Source organism: Limnochorda sp. L945t (genome assembly GCF_035593305.1).
GTDB lineage: Bacteria > Bacillota > Limnochordia > Limnochordales > Geochordaceae > Carboxydichorda > Carboxydichorda subterranea.
Genome location: NZ_CP141615.1, coordinates 3,106,327 through 3,122,320 on the forward strand (window position 1 = coordinate 3,106,327; position 15,994 = coordinate 3,122,320).

General features: G+C 70.2%; 13 protein-coding genes. 8 read left to right on the top strand and 5 right to left on the bottom strand.

Features of this window, described 5'->3' with window-relative positions:
- The first annotated feature begins 4 nt into the window (after positions 1-4).
- Positions 5-1,354 (top strand): GH1 family beta-glucosidase, encoded by a 1,350-nt coding sequence (locus U7230_RS14405; RefSeq protein WP_324716525.1) that lies wholly within the window; start codon positions 5-7, stop codon positions 1,352-1,354.
- 116 nt (positions 1,355-1,470) lie between these two features.
- Here U7230_RS14405 and acs read toward each other — a convergent pair whose 3' ends face one another.
- Both acs and U7230_RS14415 read right to left on the bottom strand, forming a co-directional pair.
- On the bottom strand, positions 1,471-3,432 hold the full coding sequence (acs, locus tag U7230_RS14410) for an acetate--CoA ligase (protein ID WP_324716526.1): 1,962 nt from the start codon (positions 3,430-3,432) through the stop codon (positions 1,471-1,473).
- A gap of 222 nt (positions 3,433-3,654) precedes the next feature.
- Positions 3,655-4,077 carry a hypothetical protein gene (locus U7230_RS14415; protein WP_324716527.1) on the bottom strand — a complete coding sequence of 141 codons (423 nt, stop codon included), beginning with the start codon at positions 4,075-4,077 and terminating at the stop codon, positions 3,655-3,657.
- Between the two features lie 222 nt (positions 4,078-4,299).
- Between U7230_RS14415 and U7230_RS14420 the strand changes: the two genes are divergently transcribed.
- The gene (locus tag U7230_RS14420) at positions 4,300-6,063 is read left to right on the top strand and encodes an amidase (protein WP_324716528.1); all 1,764 of its coding nucleotides are present in this window, start codon (positions 4,300-4,302) and stop codon (positions 6,061-6,063) included.
- Between the two features lie 80 nt (positions 6,064-6,143).
- Positions 6,144-6,368, top strand: a complete 225-nt coding sequence (locus tag U7230_RS14425; protein ID WP_324716529.1) for a hypothetical protein — start codon at positions 6,144-6,146, stop codon at positions 6,366-6,368.
- An 18-nt stretch (positions 6,369-6,386) separates the two neighbouring features.
- Here the strand turns inward: U7230_RS14425 and U7230_RS14430 are convergent, their stop codons facing one another.
- Positions 6,387-7,406, bottom strand: a complete 1,020-nt coding sequence (locus tag U7230_RS14430) for a zinc-dependent alcohol dehydrogenase family protein (protein WP_324716530.1) — start codon at positions 7,404-7,406, stop codon at positions 6,387-6,389.
- 96 nt (positions 7,407-7,502) lie between these two features.
- Here U7230_RS14430 and U7230_RS14435 point away from each other — a divergent pair, with 96 nt between their 5' ends.
- Both U7230_RS14435 and U7230_RS14440 read left to right on the top strand, forming a co-directional pair.
- Positions 7,503-8,849 carry an MFS transporter gene (locus tag U7230_RS14435; protein WP_324716531.1) on the top strand — a complete coding sequence of 449 codons (1,347 nt, stop codon included), beginning with the start codon at positions 7,503-7,505 and terminating at the stop codon, positions 8,847-8,849.
- A 5-nt stretch (positions 8,850-8,854) separates the two neighbouring features.
- The gene (locus tag U7230_RS14440; protein WP_324716532.1) at positions 8,855-9,502 is read left to right on the top strand and encodes a YdcF family protein; all 648 of its coding nucleotides are present in this window, start codon (positions 8,855-8,857) and stop codon (positions 9,500-9,502) included.
- Between the two features lie 27 nt (positions 9,503-9,529).
- Here the strand turns inward: U7230_RS14440 and U7230_RS14445 are convergent, their stop codons facing one another.
- The gene (locus U7230_RS14445; RefSeq protein WP_324716533.1) at positions 9,530-10,273 is read right to left on the bottom strand and encodes a YwiC-like family protein; all 744 of its coding nucleotides are present in this window, start codon (positions 10,271-10,273) and stop codon (positions 9,530-9,532) included.
- Positions 10,274-10,294: 21 nt separating this feature from the next.
- A complete protein-coding gene (locus U7230_RS14450; protein ID WP_324716534.1) occupies positions 10,295-11,098 on the bottom strand; it encodes a tetratricopeptide repeat protein in 804 nt (267 codons plus the stop codon).
- Positions 11,099-11,241: 143 nt separating this feature from the next.
- Between U7230_RS14450 and acnA the strand changes: the two genes are divergently transcribed.
- From acnA to U7230_RS14465, 3 genes are all read left to right on the top strand, one after another.
- Positions 11,242-13,956 carry an aconitate hydratase AcnA gene (gene acnA / locus U7230_RS14455; RefSeq protein ID WP_324716535.1) on the top strand — a complete coding sequence of 905 codons (2,715 nt, stop codon included), beginning with the start codon at positions 11,242-11,244 and terminating at the stop codon, positions 13,954-13,956.
- A 183-nt stretch (positions 13,957-14,139) separates the two neighbouring features.
- Complete coding sequence (locus U7230_RS14460; RefSeq protein WP_324716536.1) at positions 14,140-15,738, top strand: ammonium transporter; 1,599 nt, start codon at positions 14,140-14,142, stop codon at positions 15,736-15,738.
- Positions 15,735-15,926 (top strand): P-II family nitrogen regulator, encoded by a 192-nt coding sequence (locus U7230_RS14465; RefSeq protein WP_324716537.1) that lies wholly within the window; start codon positions 15,735-15,737, stop codon positions 15,924-15,926. The genes U7230_RS14460 and U7230_RS14465 overlap by 4 nt, the downstream gene beginning before the upstream one ends.
- Positions 15,927-15,994: the final 68 nt, after the last annotated feature.

Sequence of the window (15,994 nt, forward strand, 5' to 3'; positions counted from 1 at the left end):
CATCATGGCGGAAGGCGGCTTTCCGCCCGGGTTCCTGTGGGGCGCCGCCACCGCGGCGTACCAGATCGAGGGTGCCGTCGACGAAGGTGGGCGCGGGGAGTCGATCTGGGACCGGTTCAGCCATACGCCGGGCAAGACCCGCGACGGTGACACCGGCGACGTGGCCTGCGACCACTACCACCGCTACCGCGACGACGTGAGGATCATGCGGGAGCTGGGCCTGGCGGCCTACCGGTTCTCGGTGGCCTGGCCCCGCATCTTCCCCGAGGGACGGGGCCGCCCCAACCCCGACGGGGTCGCCTTCTACGAGCGGCTGCTCGACGAGCTCGAGAAGGCGGGTATCCAGCCGGTGGTGACCCTGTACCACTGGGACCTGCCCCAGGCCTTACAGGACCGGGGCGGCTGGCCCCACCGCGACACGGCTTACCGGTTTGCCGACTACGCGGCGTGGATGTTCGAGCGGCTGGGAGACCGGGTGCCGTACTGGATCACCCACAACGAGCCGTTCGTGGTGAGCATCCTGGGGCACGTGACGGGCGAGCACGCGCCCGGGCTCAACGACCCGGCGGCGGGCTTCCGGACGGCCCATCACCTGCTCCTCTCCCACGGGCTGGCCGTCCAGGCGTTCCGGGAGGGGGGCCGGCGCAAGGGGCGGATCGGCATCACCCTCAACCTGTCCCCCGTCCACCCCGCGTCCGGCTCTCCCGAGGACGAGGCGGCGGCGCGCCGGGTCGACGGGCTCATCAACCGGTGGTTCCTGGATCCGCTCTTCCGCGGGGCGTACCCGGAGGACATGGTCGAGCACTTCGGCCGCCTGATCCCGCTTCCGGAGGCGAGCGAGGACGACATGCGGCTCATATCCCAGGACGTCGACTTCCTCGGGGTCAACTACTACTCCCGCCAGGTGGTGCGCCACGATCCGGGCGAGCTGTTCTTGCAGATGCGGCAGATCGACGGGCCCGGGCCCAAGACGGAGATGGGCTGGGAGGTGTATCCGGCGGGGTTGGGCGAGATCCTGCGGCGCCTGCACGAGGCGTACACCAAAGCGCCCCTCTTCGTGACCGAAAACGGGGCGGCGTACCCCGACACGGTGAGCCCCGACGGCGCGGTGCACGATCCGGACCGGATCGCCTACTTGCGGGATCACCTGCTGGAGCTATCGCGCGTGATCGCAGGCGGCGTGCCGGTGCAGGGGTACTTCCTGTGGTCCCTCATGGACAACTTCGAATGGGCCCACGGGTATTCCAAGCGCTTCGGGATCCTTTACGTCGACTACCCGACCCAGCGGCGTATCTGGAAGGACAGCGCCTACTGGTACCGGCGGGTCATCGAGGCCAACGCCGTCGTGGAGTGACGTCCTGGACCGGCTCTGTGTCCACGGGCGGCGGGCGCCCGCCGCCCGCCGGCCCTGCCCCCCAGGATGGGGGTGGGGGTAGCAGCGGCAAGCGCCCGCCGCGCTTTCTCCCGGCCTCAGCTCGAGGCCGCCCGCTCGGCGTGGGACGTGAAGGCCATCCGAAGCTCCTCGGCCACCTCCGGGTTGCGCAGCGTGGTGACGTCGCCGAGCTCTTTCCCCTCCGCGATGTCGCGCAACAGCCGCCGCATGATCTTGCCGCTGCGGGTCTTGGGCAAGTCAGGGGTGAAGACGACCCGATCGGGCCGGGCGATCGGGCTGATCACCTCGGCCACTTTCTGCTTGAGCTCTTGCTCCAGGGCAGGCGAGCCGGCATGACCGCTCTTCAGGATGACGAACGCTACCGGCACCTGACCCTTGATGGGGTGTAGCGCCCCGATGACGGCCGCCTCGGCCACGGCCGGGTGTTCGACGAGGGCGCTTTCGATCTCCATCGTGGAGAGGCGGTGGCCCGCCACGTTCATGACGTCGTCGACGCGGCCCAGCACCCAGAAGTAGCCGTCTTCGTCCCACTTCGCTCCGTCTCCCGGGTAGTACGTCTCCCGGTTCCACCGGGACCAGTACTGGGCCACGTACCGGTCGTGGTCGCCCCAGATGGTCCGCAGCATCGCCGGCCAGGGGCGCAGCAGGGCGAGGTACCCACCGCCGCCAGGCGGCACCGGCTGCCCGTTTTCGTCGAGCACCGCGGCCCGCACGCCGGGGAAGGGCCGGGTCGCCGAACCGGGCTTCGTCTCGGTGATGCCCGGCAGCGGGGTGATCATGATCATCCCGGTCTCCGTCTGCCACCAGGTATCCACGATGGGGCAGCGCCCGCCGCCGATGACCCGGTGGTACCAGACCCACGCCTCGGGGTTGATGGGCTCGCCGACGCTCCCGAGCAGGCGCAGGCTGGAGAGGTCGTGGCGGGCCGGGTACTGCTCGCCCCACTGCATGAACTGCCGGATGGCCGTGGGTGCCGTGTAGAAGATGTTGACCCGGTACCGCTCCACCATCTGCCACAGCCGGTCCTTGTCGGGCCAGTCCGGCGAACCCTCGTACATGACCGTCGTGGCGCCGTTGGAAAGCGGCCCGTAAACGATGTAAGAATGCCCGGTGATCCACCCGATGTCGGCAGAGCACCAGTACGTGTCCTCCTCGTGCAGGTCGAACACCCACTTGGTCGTGGCGTAGACGCCCACCAGGTAGCCGCCCGTGGTGTGCACCACGCCCTTGGGCTTGCCCGTGGTGCCGCTGGTGTACATCATGAAGAGCATGTCCTCGGCGTCCATCTCCTCCGGCGCGGCGACGCCACGGGCGCCCTCCATCAACTCGTGCCACCACAAGTCCCTGCCGGGCTGCATGGGCACGTCGTTGCCGGCGCGGCGCACCACGATGACCTTCTCGATCCCGCCGCTCTTCTGCGCGGCCTCGTCGGCGCGGGCCTTTTGCGGGATGAGCTCGCCGCGGCGGTAATACCCGTCGCAGGTGATGAGGATGCGGGAGCCGGAGTCCTCGATGCGCGAAGCGAGAGCCGTGGGGCTGAAGCCGCCGAAGACTACCGAGTGGGGAGCTCCGATGCGGGCGCAGGCGAGCATGGAGATGGGGAGTTCCGGGATCATGGGCAGGTAGATGGTGACCCGGTCGCCCTTCTTCACCCCCAGCGAACGCAGCACGTTGGCGAACCGGTTGACCTCCCGGGAGAGTTCCTGGTAGGTCAACACCCGGGTGTCGCCCGGCTCGCCCTCCCAGATGATGGCTGCCTTGTTCTTCCGGGGCGTGGCGAGGTGGCGATCCACGCAGTTGACCGAGGCGTTGAGCTTGCCTCCGATGAACCACCGGGCGTCAGGTGGGTTCCACTCCAGCACGCGGTCCCACTTGCGGAACCAATCGAGTTCGCCGGCGAACCGGGACCAAAAGCCCTCGAAGTCTTCGTCGGCCTGGCGGTAGACGTCCGGGTCCCGGACGTTGGCCCTGGCGACGAACTCCTCGGGCGGACGGTAGCGGCGGCGCTCGTCGAGGAGCGCCTCGATCGGCTTGGCCATGCCGTGCAGCCCCCCGTGTGCATTTGTGCTTGCGCCCACGATGTGAGAGCGATCTCAACCGCGGCGCAGCGAGATACAGTAACCTTTATCATAGCGATACTCGTAAAGGATTGCAAAACGGTACGCCACGGCGCGAAAGGCGGACGGCCGCAAGACCCTCGAAAGAACGGGGACATGCGGCCATCCGGCTGGGACGATGTGGGCGGGCTCACACGGGGGAGCCTACGCGTGCTCGGGCGACCCCGGCCCGTGATGGCGATGGGGGCCGGCGTGGGCCTCTCCCGTGTGGGTGAAGAGCAGCGAGACGGGCAGCGACCGCACCCGGCGCTTCAGGTACGGCTCGGGGTCGGCCAGCACCTGGGAAAGCCGCGTCCCCGCCTCGACGGGGATGAATTCCAGGTGATGACGCTGCGCCAGCTCGTGGGAATGCTCGCAAAACGTCCCGGGTACCGCCAGCACGGCCTTGACGCCGCTATCGACGAACAGCCGGGTGACCACCGCCCGCCGCCCCTGTCGAACCGTCTGAGCCGGGTTGGGAAGGTGGGTCACCTGGCCGGAGTCGGTGTCGGCGATGGCCGCAATGGGGCCGTCGGGAAGCGGCACGATAGTGTCCTGGTCCGTATCCAGCACAGCACCGATGCGCATGGTATCCCCCCTGGCTTGGGCTCATACCCCGTGGGGTAGCCCGCCACAGTGTACCACTCGGCAAGGCGCCGGTGGCAAGCGCGGCCGGAAGGGGCGTTGCGCCCGGGATGCGAAGGATCAGCCGGCCGGCAGCACGCACACGGGCCGCGTGGATGCGGCTCGCGGACGAAAGGTGGACGGGAGACCATTTCCCGGGAAATCCTGCGGGAGTTGATGTCGGCCATGACCCGGCTTCGCCGGGAGGCCGCGACCATCGACGAGATCGACGGGTGGGCGACCCGCCTCGAGCAGCATCTGGCCGAGCTCGAGCTGTTGATGGGGATGGCCCTTCCGGAAAGCCTCGAGCCGGCCTTCGTCACGCCGGCAGGCAGCATGCCACTCCCGCCTGCTCCCTCCCAGTCCCCGGGCGGCCACCCCCCGGCGCCGGAGGCGCCCTCCGCGCCCGGAAGGCTTACCGGTGCGCCCTCACATACGGGGGGCGGGTACCCGCCGGCGCGGGATGCCGCTTCGGGTGGCGGAAGCCCCGCTCTCCCGACTCTCTGTGCGACGCTCCGGGCCGTCCGGGAAGGGCAACGCTCCCCGTCCGACCTGGTCGACGAGGCGCTTTCCCGCATCCGGGCCATGGCCCCGCTTCACGCCTTCATCGCGGTCTTCGAGGAGGCGGCGCGCCGGGAGGCGGAGCAGGCGGAGCGACGCATCGCCTCCGGCCGGGCTCGCCTGCTCGAAGGCGTACCGGTGGCCGTCAAGGATCTCGTGGCCATGGCCGGATACGCCATGACGGGAGGCTCCAGGGCGCTGGAAGCCCGGGAGGCGACGTCCGACGCTCCCGCCGTGGCGCGCCTGCGCCGGGCAGGTGCGATCGTGGTAGGCGCCGCCAACTTGCACGAGCTGGCGTACGGGGTGACCTCCGAAAACCCCCACTACGGCGCCGTGCGCAATCCCAGGGACCCGGAGCGCGTGGCGGGGGGTTCGAGCGGCGGCTCCGCGGCGGCCGTCGCGACAGGCATGGCGCTGGCAGCGCTCGGGACCGATACGGGCGGATCAATCCGCATCCCGGCTGCGGCCTGCGGGGTGGCCGGGCTCAAGCCTACTTACGGCCGGGTATCGCGGGAAGGCGTCTTCCCGCTGGCGTGGAGTCTCGACCACGTGGGACCGTTGGCGCCGGGCGTGGCGGACCTGGCCGTGCTGCTGGCACTGCTCGCCGACGAGCCGGCCCGCCTGGAGCATGACTTCGCGCGGGCCCTGCTGAGCGGCGAGGGCGAGGATCTGGAGGCCCTGGACCTGCCTCCGGCGTTGCGGGCCGCAGCGCGCCTGGCTCAGGCCGCGGACGGGCCCGCGCTACCCGCCTCGGCGGAACGGGCGGCCGCCGGGCTGCGGTTCGGCGTGCCCCCGGACGACTGGGCGCAACCGCTCCAACCCGCCGTGTCCGCAGCGTGGCAGCGGGCCAAGGAGGCGCTCCGCGGGGCCGGGCTGCCCCTCTACGAGGTCATCCTTCCACCCCTGGCGCACGTCCGGGTAGCCCAGTTCGTCATCCTGCAGTCCGAGGCCGCGGCCGTCCACCGCCACCGGCTACGATCCCGCTGGCAGGACTACGGCGCCGACGTGCGGCTGCGCTTGAAGATCGGGGAGTTCTTGAGCGCGATCGACTACTTGCAGGGCCAGCGCCTGCGGCGCCAGCTCACCGACCAGGCCCGAAGCGCCCTCGCGCAGGCCGACGTGCTGCTGCTGCCTACCCTTCCCCTGACGGCGCCTCCGATCGGCACCCGCTGGGTCACGATCCAATCCGAGACGGAGCCCACGCACCGCGCCCTCACCCGGTTCACTTCCCTGTTCAACCTGACGGGGCTGCCCGCCCTCAGCCTCCCGGCCGGGAGCGACGATGGGGGATTGCCCGTGGGCCTCCAGCTGGCTGCTTCGTGGGGGCGGGAGCTGGACCTGCTGCGAGCGGGAGTGGTGCTCGAGGCCTTGCTGGGCGCAACGGGCTGAGAGAGCGCGCATGGCCGCCCGCCTCCTGCTGCGGGCACTCGGGCCGCCGGCAGGCCATAGGATCGCCTGGGGGAGACAGCGTGAGCCTTTACCCTTCGGATCCGCTGCAGGTCAACGTCCTGGGACGCGAATACCGGGTCACCCGCAGGAGCCTCGGGCCCGGGCCCTTGCGGGTCGGGAGCCGCTCGTTCTGGCTCGAGGAGCTGGAGATCGTCGTCCGGTCCGCGTGGCCGATGGCGTGGCGCCCGGGCGAACGGGGCCGGGACCCGGAGCGATGGGATGCCGGCGACGCTATCGAGCGATGAAGGAGCGCCGGCCGGGAGCTACCGGCCGCCCACCTCCAGGACCAGTGCTCCTTCGACCTGCGCTCGGGAGAGGCGCTGCAGCGCTTCGTTGGCCCGCTCGAACGCCACCGCCTCGGCGTGCACCTGCAGCGGGATCCGCCCGGCGAGGGCCATCCACTCCGCGGCGTCCCGGCGGGTCGCATTGGCGACGCTCACGATGCGCCGTTCCCAGTAGAGGCGGTCGTAGGCGAAGGACGGGATGGCGTCCATGTGAACGGCGTTGATGGCGAGCGTTCCCCCGCGCCGCAGCACGCCCAGCGCCGCCGGTACGAGGCTGCCGGCCGGAGCGAAGGTGATGGCGGCGTCCGCCAGGAACGGCGGCGCCTGCCCGGCCTCCCCGGCCCAGACCGCTCCCAGTTGCAGCGCCATCCGGCGGTGGGCTTCCTGCCGCGAGAAGACCAGCACCTCACAGCCCCACGCGGCGGCAACCTGCAGCGTCAGGTGGGCCGAAGCGCCGAAGCCGAACAGGGCCAGGCGCTGGCCGGGCCGGACGCCCGCCACCCGTAACGACCGGTAGCCGATGATGCCCGCGCACAGCAGGGGTGCCGCCTCGATGTCCGGGTAACGGCCGGGCAGGGCGACGAGGTTTTCCGCCGGTGCCACCACGTACTCGGCATATCCCCCGTCGACGTGATAGCCGGTGAACCGCGGCGCCTCGCAGAGGTTTTCCTCGCCCCGCAGGCAGTACTCGCAGTGCCCGCACGCCTGGTACAGCCACGGCAGCCCGGCCCGTCCCCCGGGCACGACCCCTGCCGGCAGGCGCGCTTCGCTGCCGGGCCCGAGCGCGTCCACGTAGCCGACGATCTGGTGCCCGGGCACGACGGGAAGCGTGGCGGCCGCCAGATCGCCTTCCACGACGTGCAGGTCGGTGTGGCAGACGCCGCACGTCGCGACCCGCAAGCGCACCTCGCCCGGGCCCGGCTGGGGGATGCTCCGCTGTCGCAGCTGCAGGGGATGACCGCTTACCGGCCCCTGCCGCTCCAGCACCCACGCCTTCATGGGACCCCTCCTTCCCTGCCTGCTACGCCTCTTCCAGAAACCAGGGAATTCCCGGGGGTCGGGCGAAGCTCCGTACCGACGGGAGGCGGTACCCCTTTGTCGACGTCGCACAAGCTGGCGTACAGCATCGGTTCGCTCGGCGCCTCGTTACCGTACCAGGTGATGACCGCGTACATCGTCTTCTACTACGTGGACGTCCTCAAGGTTTCCCCCGTCACCGTCGCGACGGCGATGTTCCTGTGGAGCTGGTGGAACGCCTTCAACGACCCCCTGCTCGGCTACCTGTCGGACCGTACCCGTACCCGCTGGGGAAGGCGAATCCCGTACATCGCCGCAGGCTGGCTGCCGTTCGTCGTGGCGTTCTATGTGCTCTGGGCGCCCCCCGAAGCCGTGCTCGCAGCGGGCAACATGGCGGTCTTCTGGTACTTCTTCGGCGTCATGTGCTTGTTCGACTTCCTATATACCATGGTGGTGCTCAACTGGACGGCCCTGTTCCCGGAGATGTTCCCCCGATTGGAGGAGCGCTCGTCGGTTTCGGCCATGCGCCAGGCCTTCACCTTGCTCGGCCTGGTGGGCGTGGCCGTGGCGTCCACCCTGGCCGGGAGCATCGGGTGGGATCGGATGGGGTTATTGTTCGGGGTCATCGGAGGCATCGCCCTGGCCACCTCCCTGCTGGGGGCCCGAGAGGATCCCCGTTACGCCCAGGCGCAGTCGCTGCCGCTACTCGAGGCCTTGCGGAGCACTCTGGTCAACCGCTCGTTCGTCACCTTCGCCCTGGTCAGCTTTTCCGTACAGCTCACCTTCAGCCTGATCATGGCGGCGGTACCCTTCTACACCAAGTACGTGCTGGGATTGCCCCCGCTGGGCAACACCCTGGTACTGCTCAGCACGTTCGGGGTCATCGCCGTCGCGCTCCCGCTCTGGGCGCGCAGGACGGTTGCGGTGGGGCCGCGGCGTACGATGATCGAGGGGGTGACCCTCTACCTGATCACGCTGGGCGGGTTCTGGTTCGCCTCCGACCTGGCGACCGGGATCGCCGCGGGCGCCCTCGTGGGTACCGGCATCGCGGCGGCCATGCTGCTCCTGGACGTCCTCATCGCGGACGTCATCGACGAGGACGAGCTGCGCACCGGGCAGCGGCGCGAGGGCATGTACTTCGGGATGCACGCCCTCATCCTGCGCCTCAACGGTACTGCCCAGGCGGCCATCCTCGGCCTCGTGCTGGCGCGCTCGGGTTACGACGCGACGCTGGCCGTCCAGCCGCCGTCGGCCATCCTGGGCTTCAAGCTCTTGGTCACGGCAGTGCCGGCGGTGATCCTTTTGATCACCCTCTTCTTCCTGCAACTGTACCCCCTGCACGGCGAGCGGCTGCGCCTGGTGCGGGAGCAACTCGAACGGCGGCGCCCGGGTGCCCCGTCCCCTGAGGCCACGCCGTCGGCCTGACGGGCATGGGGCTGTACCTGACGCCACGGCGGCCCGTGCGGGGCCGGGGGCTGCCCCGCCGGGCATGGTGGGTGGCCGTCCTGATAGCCCTTCTCGTCGCCGGCGTGGCGCTCTGGCGCACGTATCCCCTGGTGCTGGCCGGGATGGCCCGGTACCTCGTCGTCGACGACGGGCCCGCCCCTTCGGACGCCATCATCGTCCTGGGAGGCGACTGGAAGGGCCGGATCCAGAAGGGCATCGAGCTCTACCGGGAGGGGTACGCGCCTCTGCTGGTGGTGACGGGAGGGCTCCTGGTCGCTCCGGACCGGACCCAGGCCGACTACCTGGCCGAAGTGGCGGAGCGCTCCGGGGTGCCGGCGCAGGCCATCGTCAAGGAGCCCCGCTCCGACAGCACCTACCAGGACGCCGCCCTCACCCTGGAGCTAGCCAGGGAGCACGGGTGGCGGCGGGTGCTGGTGGTCACGTCAGACTGGCACTCGCGCCGGGCGGCCACGATCTTCCGCAAGCTGTACGGCCCCGCCGGGATCGAGGTGCGAAGCGTACCCAGCCCTGAGTGGCGGTTCGAGACGAGCCGCTGGTGGGAGTATCCCGACGGGGGCGAGACGATCGTGATCGAGTGGGTGCGGCTCGTCTGGTACGCCCTGCGGTTTTGAGGGACGGCCGGCTCCGGGCGCCTGCCATCAGCGCCGCCACAGCCAGAGGAAGAGCAAGGCAAACGCGACGCTGTTGGCGATCTCGACCACGCCGGCCACGACGGGACGCACCTTGCGCCCGAGCGGAGTCGCCCACGCCCGCAGGGCGCTCGGCACGTAAGCGACGCCCACCTCGGGCACACCGAGCGCCGCCGGCACCGCCAAGAGCGCGAGGTGCGCGCCGTTGGAGAGCCACTTGTAGCGCACATCGCCGCGCTCCCGGAAAAGGGTCCTGACGTGAAACGCCGTGCCGAGGAAGAAGGCGAAGGTCAACGTCCACAGCATCCAGGCCGTCCGGTCGAGCGTCCCGCCGCCCACGAGGTAGGAGATGGGGCCCCAGAGTTGCAGGCCTCCGATGGCGAGCGCGTCGCTCACCAGCATGCGCTCCCGCTGCAGCCGCACCAGCGCCCACTGCGCGGCGAGCAAGGCTGCGGCGGCTCCCCCGAACAGCATGAGCACGGGCCACCGCCAGACCGGGTATCCCATCAGCAAGACGCCAAGGCCCGCCAACCCTCCGGCCCATGTCGACAGGCGTGCCCTGTGCCGGCCGCCGCGAGCCGCCTCCAGCAAGGCGGAGGAGCCCAGGTGAAAAGCCAGGGCCGCGAAGAGCAACAGGAGGTGCACCCACGTGAAGCGGCTCAACGCGGCCCCGAGGGCCAGCGGGACCAACCACATGAACCACACGCCGTGCTCCCTGGGCAGCACGGCCCGCAACGCTTCCCGCACCGCCACCGCCGATCCGGTGCCCCCACCTCAGGCCCTGCCGGCGGGCAGCGATCCGACATCCTCGCCGAGCTCCCGGAGGCGCTTGCGGGCTTTTTCCCTGTAAGCCTCGTCGTTGCGCGGGTCCTTGCCTTCCATGGTGAGGACCTCCCGGTAGGTGCGCACCGCGCGCTCCCGGTCTCCTACCGCTTCGTACGCCTCGGCCAGGCCCAACCGGTACAACACGTCGTTGGGCGCGTATCGGACCGCCTGCTCCGCGTGGGTCACGGCCTTTTTCTTGTCGCCCACCGAGAGAGGCCAACCCGGCACCACCCGGTAGAGCGTCCCGAGGACATAATGGGCTCCGGCATGCCGAGGATCAAGGTCGAGGGTCGCCTCCATCTCCCGCACCACGTCGCCGACCATGAACAGGCTGGCCAGGATCCCCCGCTCCTCGCCGACCCGGGCGATCAACACCCCGTGCCAGTAGTGGCCGTCCACCCCTCTCGGATCGAGGTCGACGGCCCGCTTGGCCAGATCCCGCCCCTCTTCCAGGACCGGCCGCTTCTCGGCCTTGGGCAGCCACTCGGCCAGCTGCCACGCGGCTCGCCCTGCCTTCCACGCGGCCTCGTACGAGCCGGGGTCGCCGGCCGCCGCCTCCTTGTACAGCCCGTACGCCTCCCGGAGCTCCTCCAGGGTGGTAGCCCGGTCGTACAGCGCATCCGCTTGTGCCAGCAGCTCCGGCGCCTTGCCGGCCGTCCCGGCCGCCGCTACCCCGGCCGTCCGGACCGCCGGCACTACCAGGACCGTCACGAGCAACGCCACCGCCCTGACCCCTATCAGTCGCCCGCCCATGCGCAAGAAGGCCACCTCCTGCGGCTAACATTCCAAGACCGGGGCGGCCGTCCTCCCTCGCTGTCGCTCCCCGCATCCCGCCGGCGCCTGGTACAATGAGCACTGGTTCGCGCAAATCCACGAAACGGGGGCTGCCATACGCCATGCAAGGGACCTCGGCTCGCACGCACGATCCGTTCGGTGCGCGGGCGACGTGGGACACCTCCCGGGGGCCGGTTCGCATCTTCCGGCTGCAGGCCCTCGAAGAGCAGGGCCTGGGCAAACTGTCCCGGCTCCCCTACGCCATCCGGGTGCTCCTGGAAAACCTCTTGCGGCACGTGGACGGGCAAACGGTCACCGAAGACGACGTCCGAGCACTGGCCGGCTGGCAACCGCATCCCGCCGCTGCCCGGGAGATCGCCTTCATGCCGGCGCGGGTCATCCTGCAGGACTTCACCGGCGTGCCGGCGGTGGTCGACCTGGCCGCCATGCGTTCGGCGGTGGCTCGCATGGGGGGAGACCCGCGGCGGATCAACCCGCTGGTGCCCGCGGACCTGGTCATCGACCACTCGGTCCAGGTCGACCGGTTCGGCACCGTCTATGCGTTCGCAGAAAACGTCGAGCTCGAGTACCGGCGCAACCGGGAACGGTACGCGCTGTTGCGATGGGCGCAGCGGGCGCTGGACAACTTCCGGGTGGTACCGCCCGGCACGGGCATCGTCCACCAGGTCAACCTGGAGTACCTGGCCTCGGTGGTGCAAGTGCGGCGTGCCGCAGACGGCGTCCTCGAGGCGTATCCGGATACGCTGGTCGGCACCGACTCCCACACCACCATGATCAACGGTCTGGGCGTGCTCGGGTGGGGCGTGGGCGGCATCGAGGCCGAGGCGGTGATGCTGGGCCAGCCCTACTACATGCTCGTGCCCGAGGTCATCGGCGTACGGCTGCTCGGGCGGCTTCCCGAGGGCGCGACGGCCACGGACCTGGTCTTGACCGTGACCGAAATGCTGCGCCGGCGCGGGGTGGTCGACAAGTTCGTGGAGTTCGTGGGGCCGGGCGTGCGCAGCTTGAGCCTTCCGGACCGGGCGACCATCGCCAACATGGCGCCGGAGTACGGGGCCACCATGGGCTTTTTCCCGGTGGACGAGGAGACCCTGCGGTACTTGCGCGGCACCGGACGAGACGAGGCCGCGGTCCAGCTGGTGGAGCGCTACTGCAAAGAGCAGGGGCTGTGGCGCTCGGGCGACGAGCCGGAGCCCGAGTACACCGACCTCCTGCAACTCGACATGGGCCGGGTGGAGCCGAGCCTGGCCGGGCCGCGCCGGCCCCAGGATAGGGTCGTGCTGCGGGCCGTGAAGCCGTCTTTCGAGAAGGCGCTCACGGAGCTCTACAAGAAGTCGCCCGCCGCGGCCCCCTCCGACGGGTCGCTGCGCCACGGCGACGTGGTTATCGCCGCCATCACGAGCTGCACCAACACCTCCAACCCCTCGGTGATGGTAGGGGCGGCGCTGCTCGCCAAGAAGGCGGTGGAGCGAGGGCTTTCGGTCAAGCCTCACGTCAAGACCAGCATGGCGCCGGGCTCCCGGATCGTCACCCACTACCTGGAGACGACGGGGCTGCTGCCTTATCTCGAGGCGCTCCGGTTCCACGTGATCGGGTACGGCTGCACCACCTGCATCGGCAACAGCGGCAGCCTGCCGCCGGCGGTGGCGCAGCAGGTGAAAGAGGGCGACCTGGTGGTCGCTGCCGTGCTCAGCGGCAACCGCAACTTCGAGGGACGGGTCAACCCGCTCGTGCGGGCCAACTACCTCGCCTCGCCCATGCTCGTCGTCGCGTACGCCCTGGCGGGCAGGGTTGACATCGACCTGACAAGCGAGCCCCTGGGTACCGACCCCAACGGGCGCCCGGTCTACCTGCGAGACATCTGGCCGAGCCAGGAGGAGATCGCCCGGACGGTCGACGCGGCCCTGCGACCCGAGCTCTTCCGGGCCGAGTACGGTTCGGTGTTCGAGGGCGACGAGCGGTGGAAGGGGCTTCCCGTCCCCGAGGGGGAGCTCTACGCGTGGGATCCTGGCTCGACCTATATCCAGGAGCCGCCGTTCTTCGAGGAGATGGAGGGCGCGCCGGCCCCCTTGCGGGACATCGAGGGGGCCCGGGCCCTGCTGGTGCTCGGCGACTCCATCACCACCGATCACATCTCGCCGGCCGGCGCCATCCCCCGGGAGAGCCCGGCGGGCCGGTACCTGCTGGAGCACGGGGTGGCCGAGCACGAGTTCAACACCTACGGGTCGCGGCGCGGCAACCATGAGGTGATGATGCGCGGCACGTTCGCCAACATCCGGCTGCGCAACCTCATGGTGCCCGGCACCGAGGGCGGGGTGACGGTGCACTGGCCGGACGGGCAGCGCATGAGCGTCTACGATGCCGCCATGCGCTACAAGGAGGAGGGCGTGCCCCTCGTCGTGCTCGCGGGCAAGGAGTACGGGACGGGCAGCTCCCGCGACTGGGCCGCCAAGGGCACCTACCTCCTGGGCATCCGGGCGGTCATCGCCGAGAGCTTCGAGCGCATCCACCGCAGCAACCTCGTGGGCATGGGCGTCTTGCCGCTGCAGTTCGAGCCCGGGCAAAACGCCCAGAGTCTCGGGCTCACGGGCGAGGAGGTCTTCGCCGTCCGCGGCATCGCGCAGGGCCTGGCGCCCCGGCAGCGGCTGGAGGTGACGGCGCGCCGGGCGGACGGCGCCGAGGTCCGCTTCGGCGTGACGGCCCGCCTCGATACGCCCGTCGACGTCGAGTACTACCGCCACGGCGGCATTCTCCAGGCGGTGATGCGGCGCATCCTGGGCGAGGCGCAACAGCCCGCTCCCCCACGGGCGGGTTAGCGGTGGCCGGGGGCACTCCTCGAGGAGGCCCGCAGGCAGGTCAAGGTCATAGAGCCGTTATGTATACCGTGTCACATGCGGCGATAACATGACGCACTATTGACATCATCCTACCCCGATGCCATAATGCCGCCATCCAGACTCGGGCCGGCGTATCCGGCCGGTGGGGAGGATGATCGGCCCATGGCAGGGGGCTTCATGTCAGAGTGCTGGCGGTGGCGCCGGGTCGGCCTCGCGGTCACCGTCGCCACGGTCGCGCTGCTGATCGCGGCGGTGGCCGTGGTGTACGCGCAGGCCGACCCCTCCGGAGCCGCGACCGGCGGTATCCAGGACGTTCCCGCGGCTGTCCCGGGCGCACCCACGCTGCAGGAGGTGGCCGCGCTCGCAGGTCACAACCGCGTGGCCATCAACATGGTCTGGACCCTGGTCACCGGGTTCTTGGTCATGTTCATGCAGGCGGGCTTCGCGCTGGTCGAGACGGGGTTCACCCGGGCCAAGAACGCCAGCCACACCATGCTCATGAACTTCCTCATCTACGCCATCGGCATGCTGGGTTACTGGCTGGTCGGGTTCGGGCTGCAGATGGGCGGCACCGGCGGGGCCGGCACGCTCGGCGGCGCCACCGGGCTGGACGGGGAGTTTACCGTCCGGCTCTTCGGCAACGAGTTCGGGCTGTTCGGCACGAAGGGTTTCCTGCTCACGGGCGCGGCGTACGATGCGGCGGCGTTCGCCCTCTTCCTCTTCCAGATGGTCTTCATGGACACGGCCGCGACCATCCCGACGGGAGCCATGGCGGAACGCTGGAAGTTTTGGCCTTTCGTCGTCTACGGCTTTTTCATCTCCATGGTGACCTATCCGCTCTTCGCCAACTGGGTGTGGGGCGGCGGGTGGCTGTCGGCCCTCGGCCGTAACTTCGGGTTGGGGCACGGCTACCTCGACTTCGCCGGCTCGTCGGTCGTCCACATGACCGGTGGCGTGACCGCGCTGGCCGGGGCGCTGGTGCTGGGGCCCCGCATCGGCAAGTTCAAGGCGGACGGCACCCCGGTCGCCATCCCGGGGCACAACATTCCCATGGCGATCCTCGGCACGTTCATCCTGGCTTTCGGTTGGTTCGGGTTCAACGCCGGGAGCACGCTCGCAGGCGGCGATTTGCGCATCGGGGTCATCGCCACCAACACCATGCTGGCCTCGGCGGCCGGGGCGCTGGCGGCCGCGCTCTACACGGCGATGCGCTGCGGCAAGCCGGACACCAGCATGGCGGCCAACGGGATGCTGGCCGGCCTGGTGGCGATCACGGCGCCCTGCGCCTTCGTCAACGCGCCGGCTGCCGTGTTGATCGGGCTGGTGGCCGGCATCCTCGTCGTCTGGAGCGTCGACTTCGTCGAGAAGGTGCTGAAGGTCGACGACCCGGTCGGGGCCATCTCGGTACACGGCACCAACGGCGCCTGGGGAGTGCTCGCCCTCGGGCTGTTCGCCGACGGGACGTACGGCGACGGCTTCAACGGGATCTCCGGCGGGGTGCGGGGGCTCTTGTACGGCGACGCCGGGCAGCTGCTCGCCCAGATCATCGGGCCGCTCGTCAACTTCGTCTTCATCTTCGCCCTATCGTGGCTCTTCTTCAAAGCGCTCGATGTGGTCATGGGCATGCGGGTGAGCCGCGAGGCGGAGCTCGAAGGGCTCGACTTCCACGAGGTGGCCCTACCGGGCTACCCGGAGGTCACGCCGCCGGCCCTGCCCGAGGTGGCGCGGCCCGCGGCGGTGCCGCTCGCCGGCGGGAAGTGAGGCGGACGGCAGGGCTCCGGGTCGCCATCATGGTGGTCGCCTCCGGCGAGAGGGCGGCCGGACGGGTGGTGGAGGCCGTCCGGGAGGGCGCTCACACCGGCCGAGCGGGAGATGGTAAGATCGTCGTGCTGCCGGTGGAGGACGCGGTACGGATCCGCACCGGCGGTCCCGGAGCACAGGCGGTGTAGCCGGGGGAGCGGCCTTCCCCGGCCCGTCTTGCGGGGAAGGGGAATCACCCACGGGCACACCCACCAGG

Bases quoted from the DNA above. Each gene is read 5' to 3' on its own strand.
- U7230_RS14405 (WP_324716525.1), top strand. From the start codon at position 5: ATGGCGGAAGGCGGCTTTCCGCCCGGGTTCCTGTGGGGCGCCGCCACC.
- U7230_RS14450 (WP_324716534.1), bottom strand. From the start codon at position 11,098: ATGGGCGGGCGACTGATAGGGGTCAGGGCGGTGGCGTTGCTCGTGACG.
- acs (WP_324716526.1), bottom strand. From the start codon at position 3,432: ATGGCCAAGCCGATCGAGGCGCTCCTCGACGAGCGCCGCCGCTACCGT.
- U7230_RS14460 (WP_324716536.1), top strand. From the start codon at position 14,140: ATGGCAGGGGGCTTCATGTCAGAGTGCTGGCGGTGGCGCCGGGTCGGC.
- U7230_RS14420 (WP_324716528.1), top strand. From the start codon at position 4,300: ATGACCCGGCTTCGCCGGGAGGCCGCGACCATCGACGAGATCGACGGG.
- acnA (WP_324716535.1), top strand. From the start codon at position 11,242: ATGCAAGGGACCTCGGCTCGCACGCACGATCCGTTCGGTGCGCGGGCG.
- U7230_RS14440 (WP_324716532.1), top strand. From the start codon at position 8,855: ATGGGGCTGTACCTGACGCCACGGCGGCCCGTGCGGGGCCGGGGGCTG.
- U7230_RS14430 (WP_324716530.1), bottom strand. From the start codon at position 7,406: ATGAAGGCGTGGGTGCTGGAGCGGCAGGGGCCGGTAAGCGGTCATCCC.
- U7230_RS14415 (WP_324716527.1), bottom strand. From the start codon at position 4,077: ATGCGCATCGGTGCTGTGCTGGATACGGACCAGGACACTATCGTGCCG.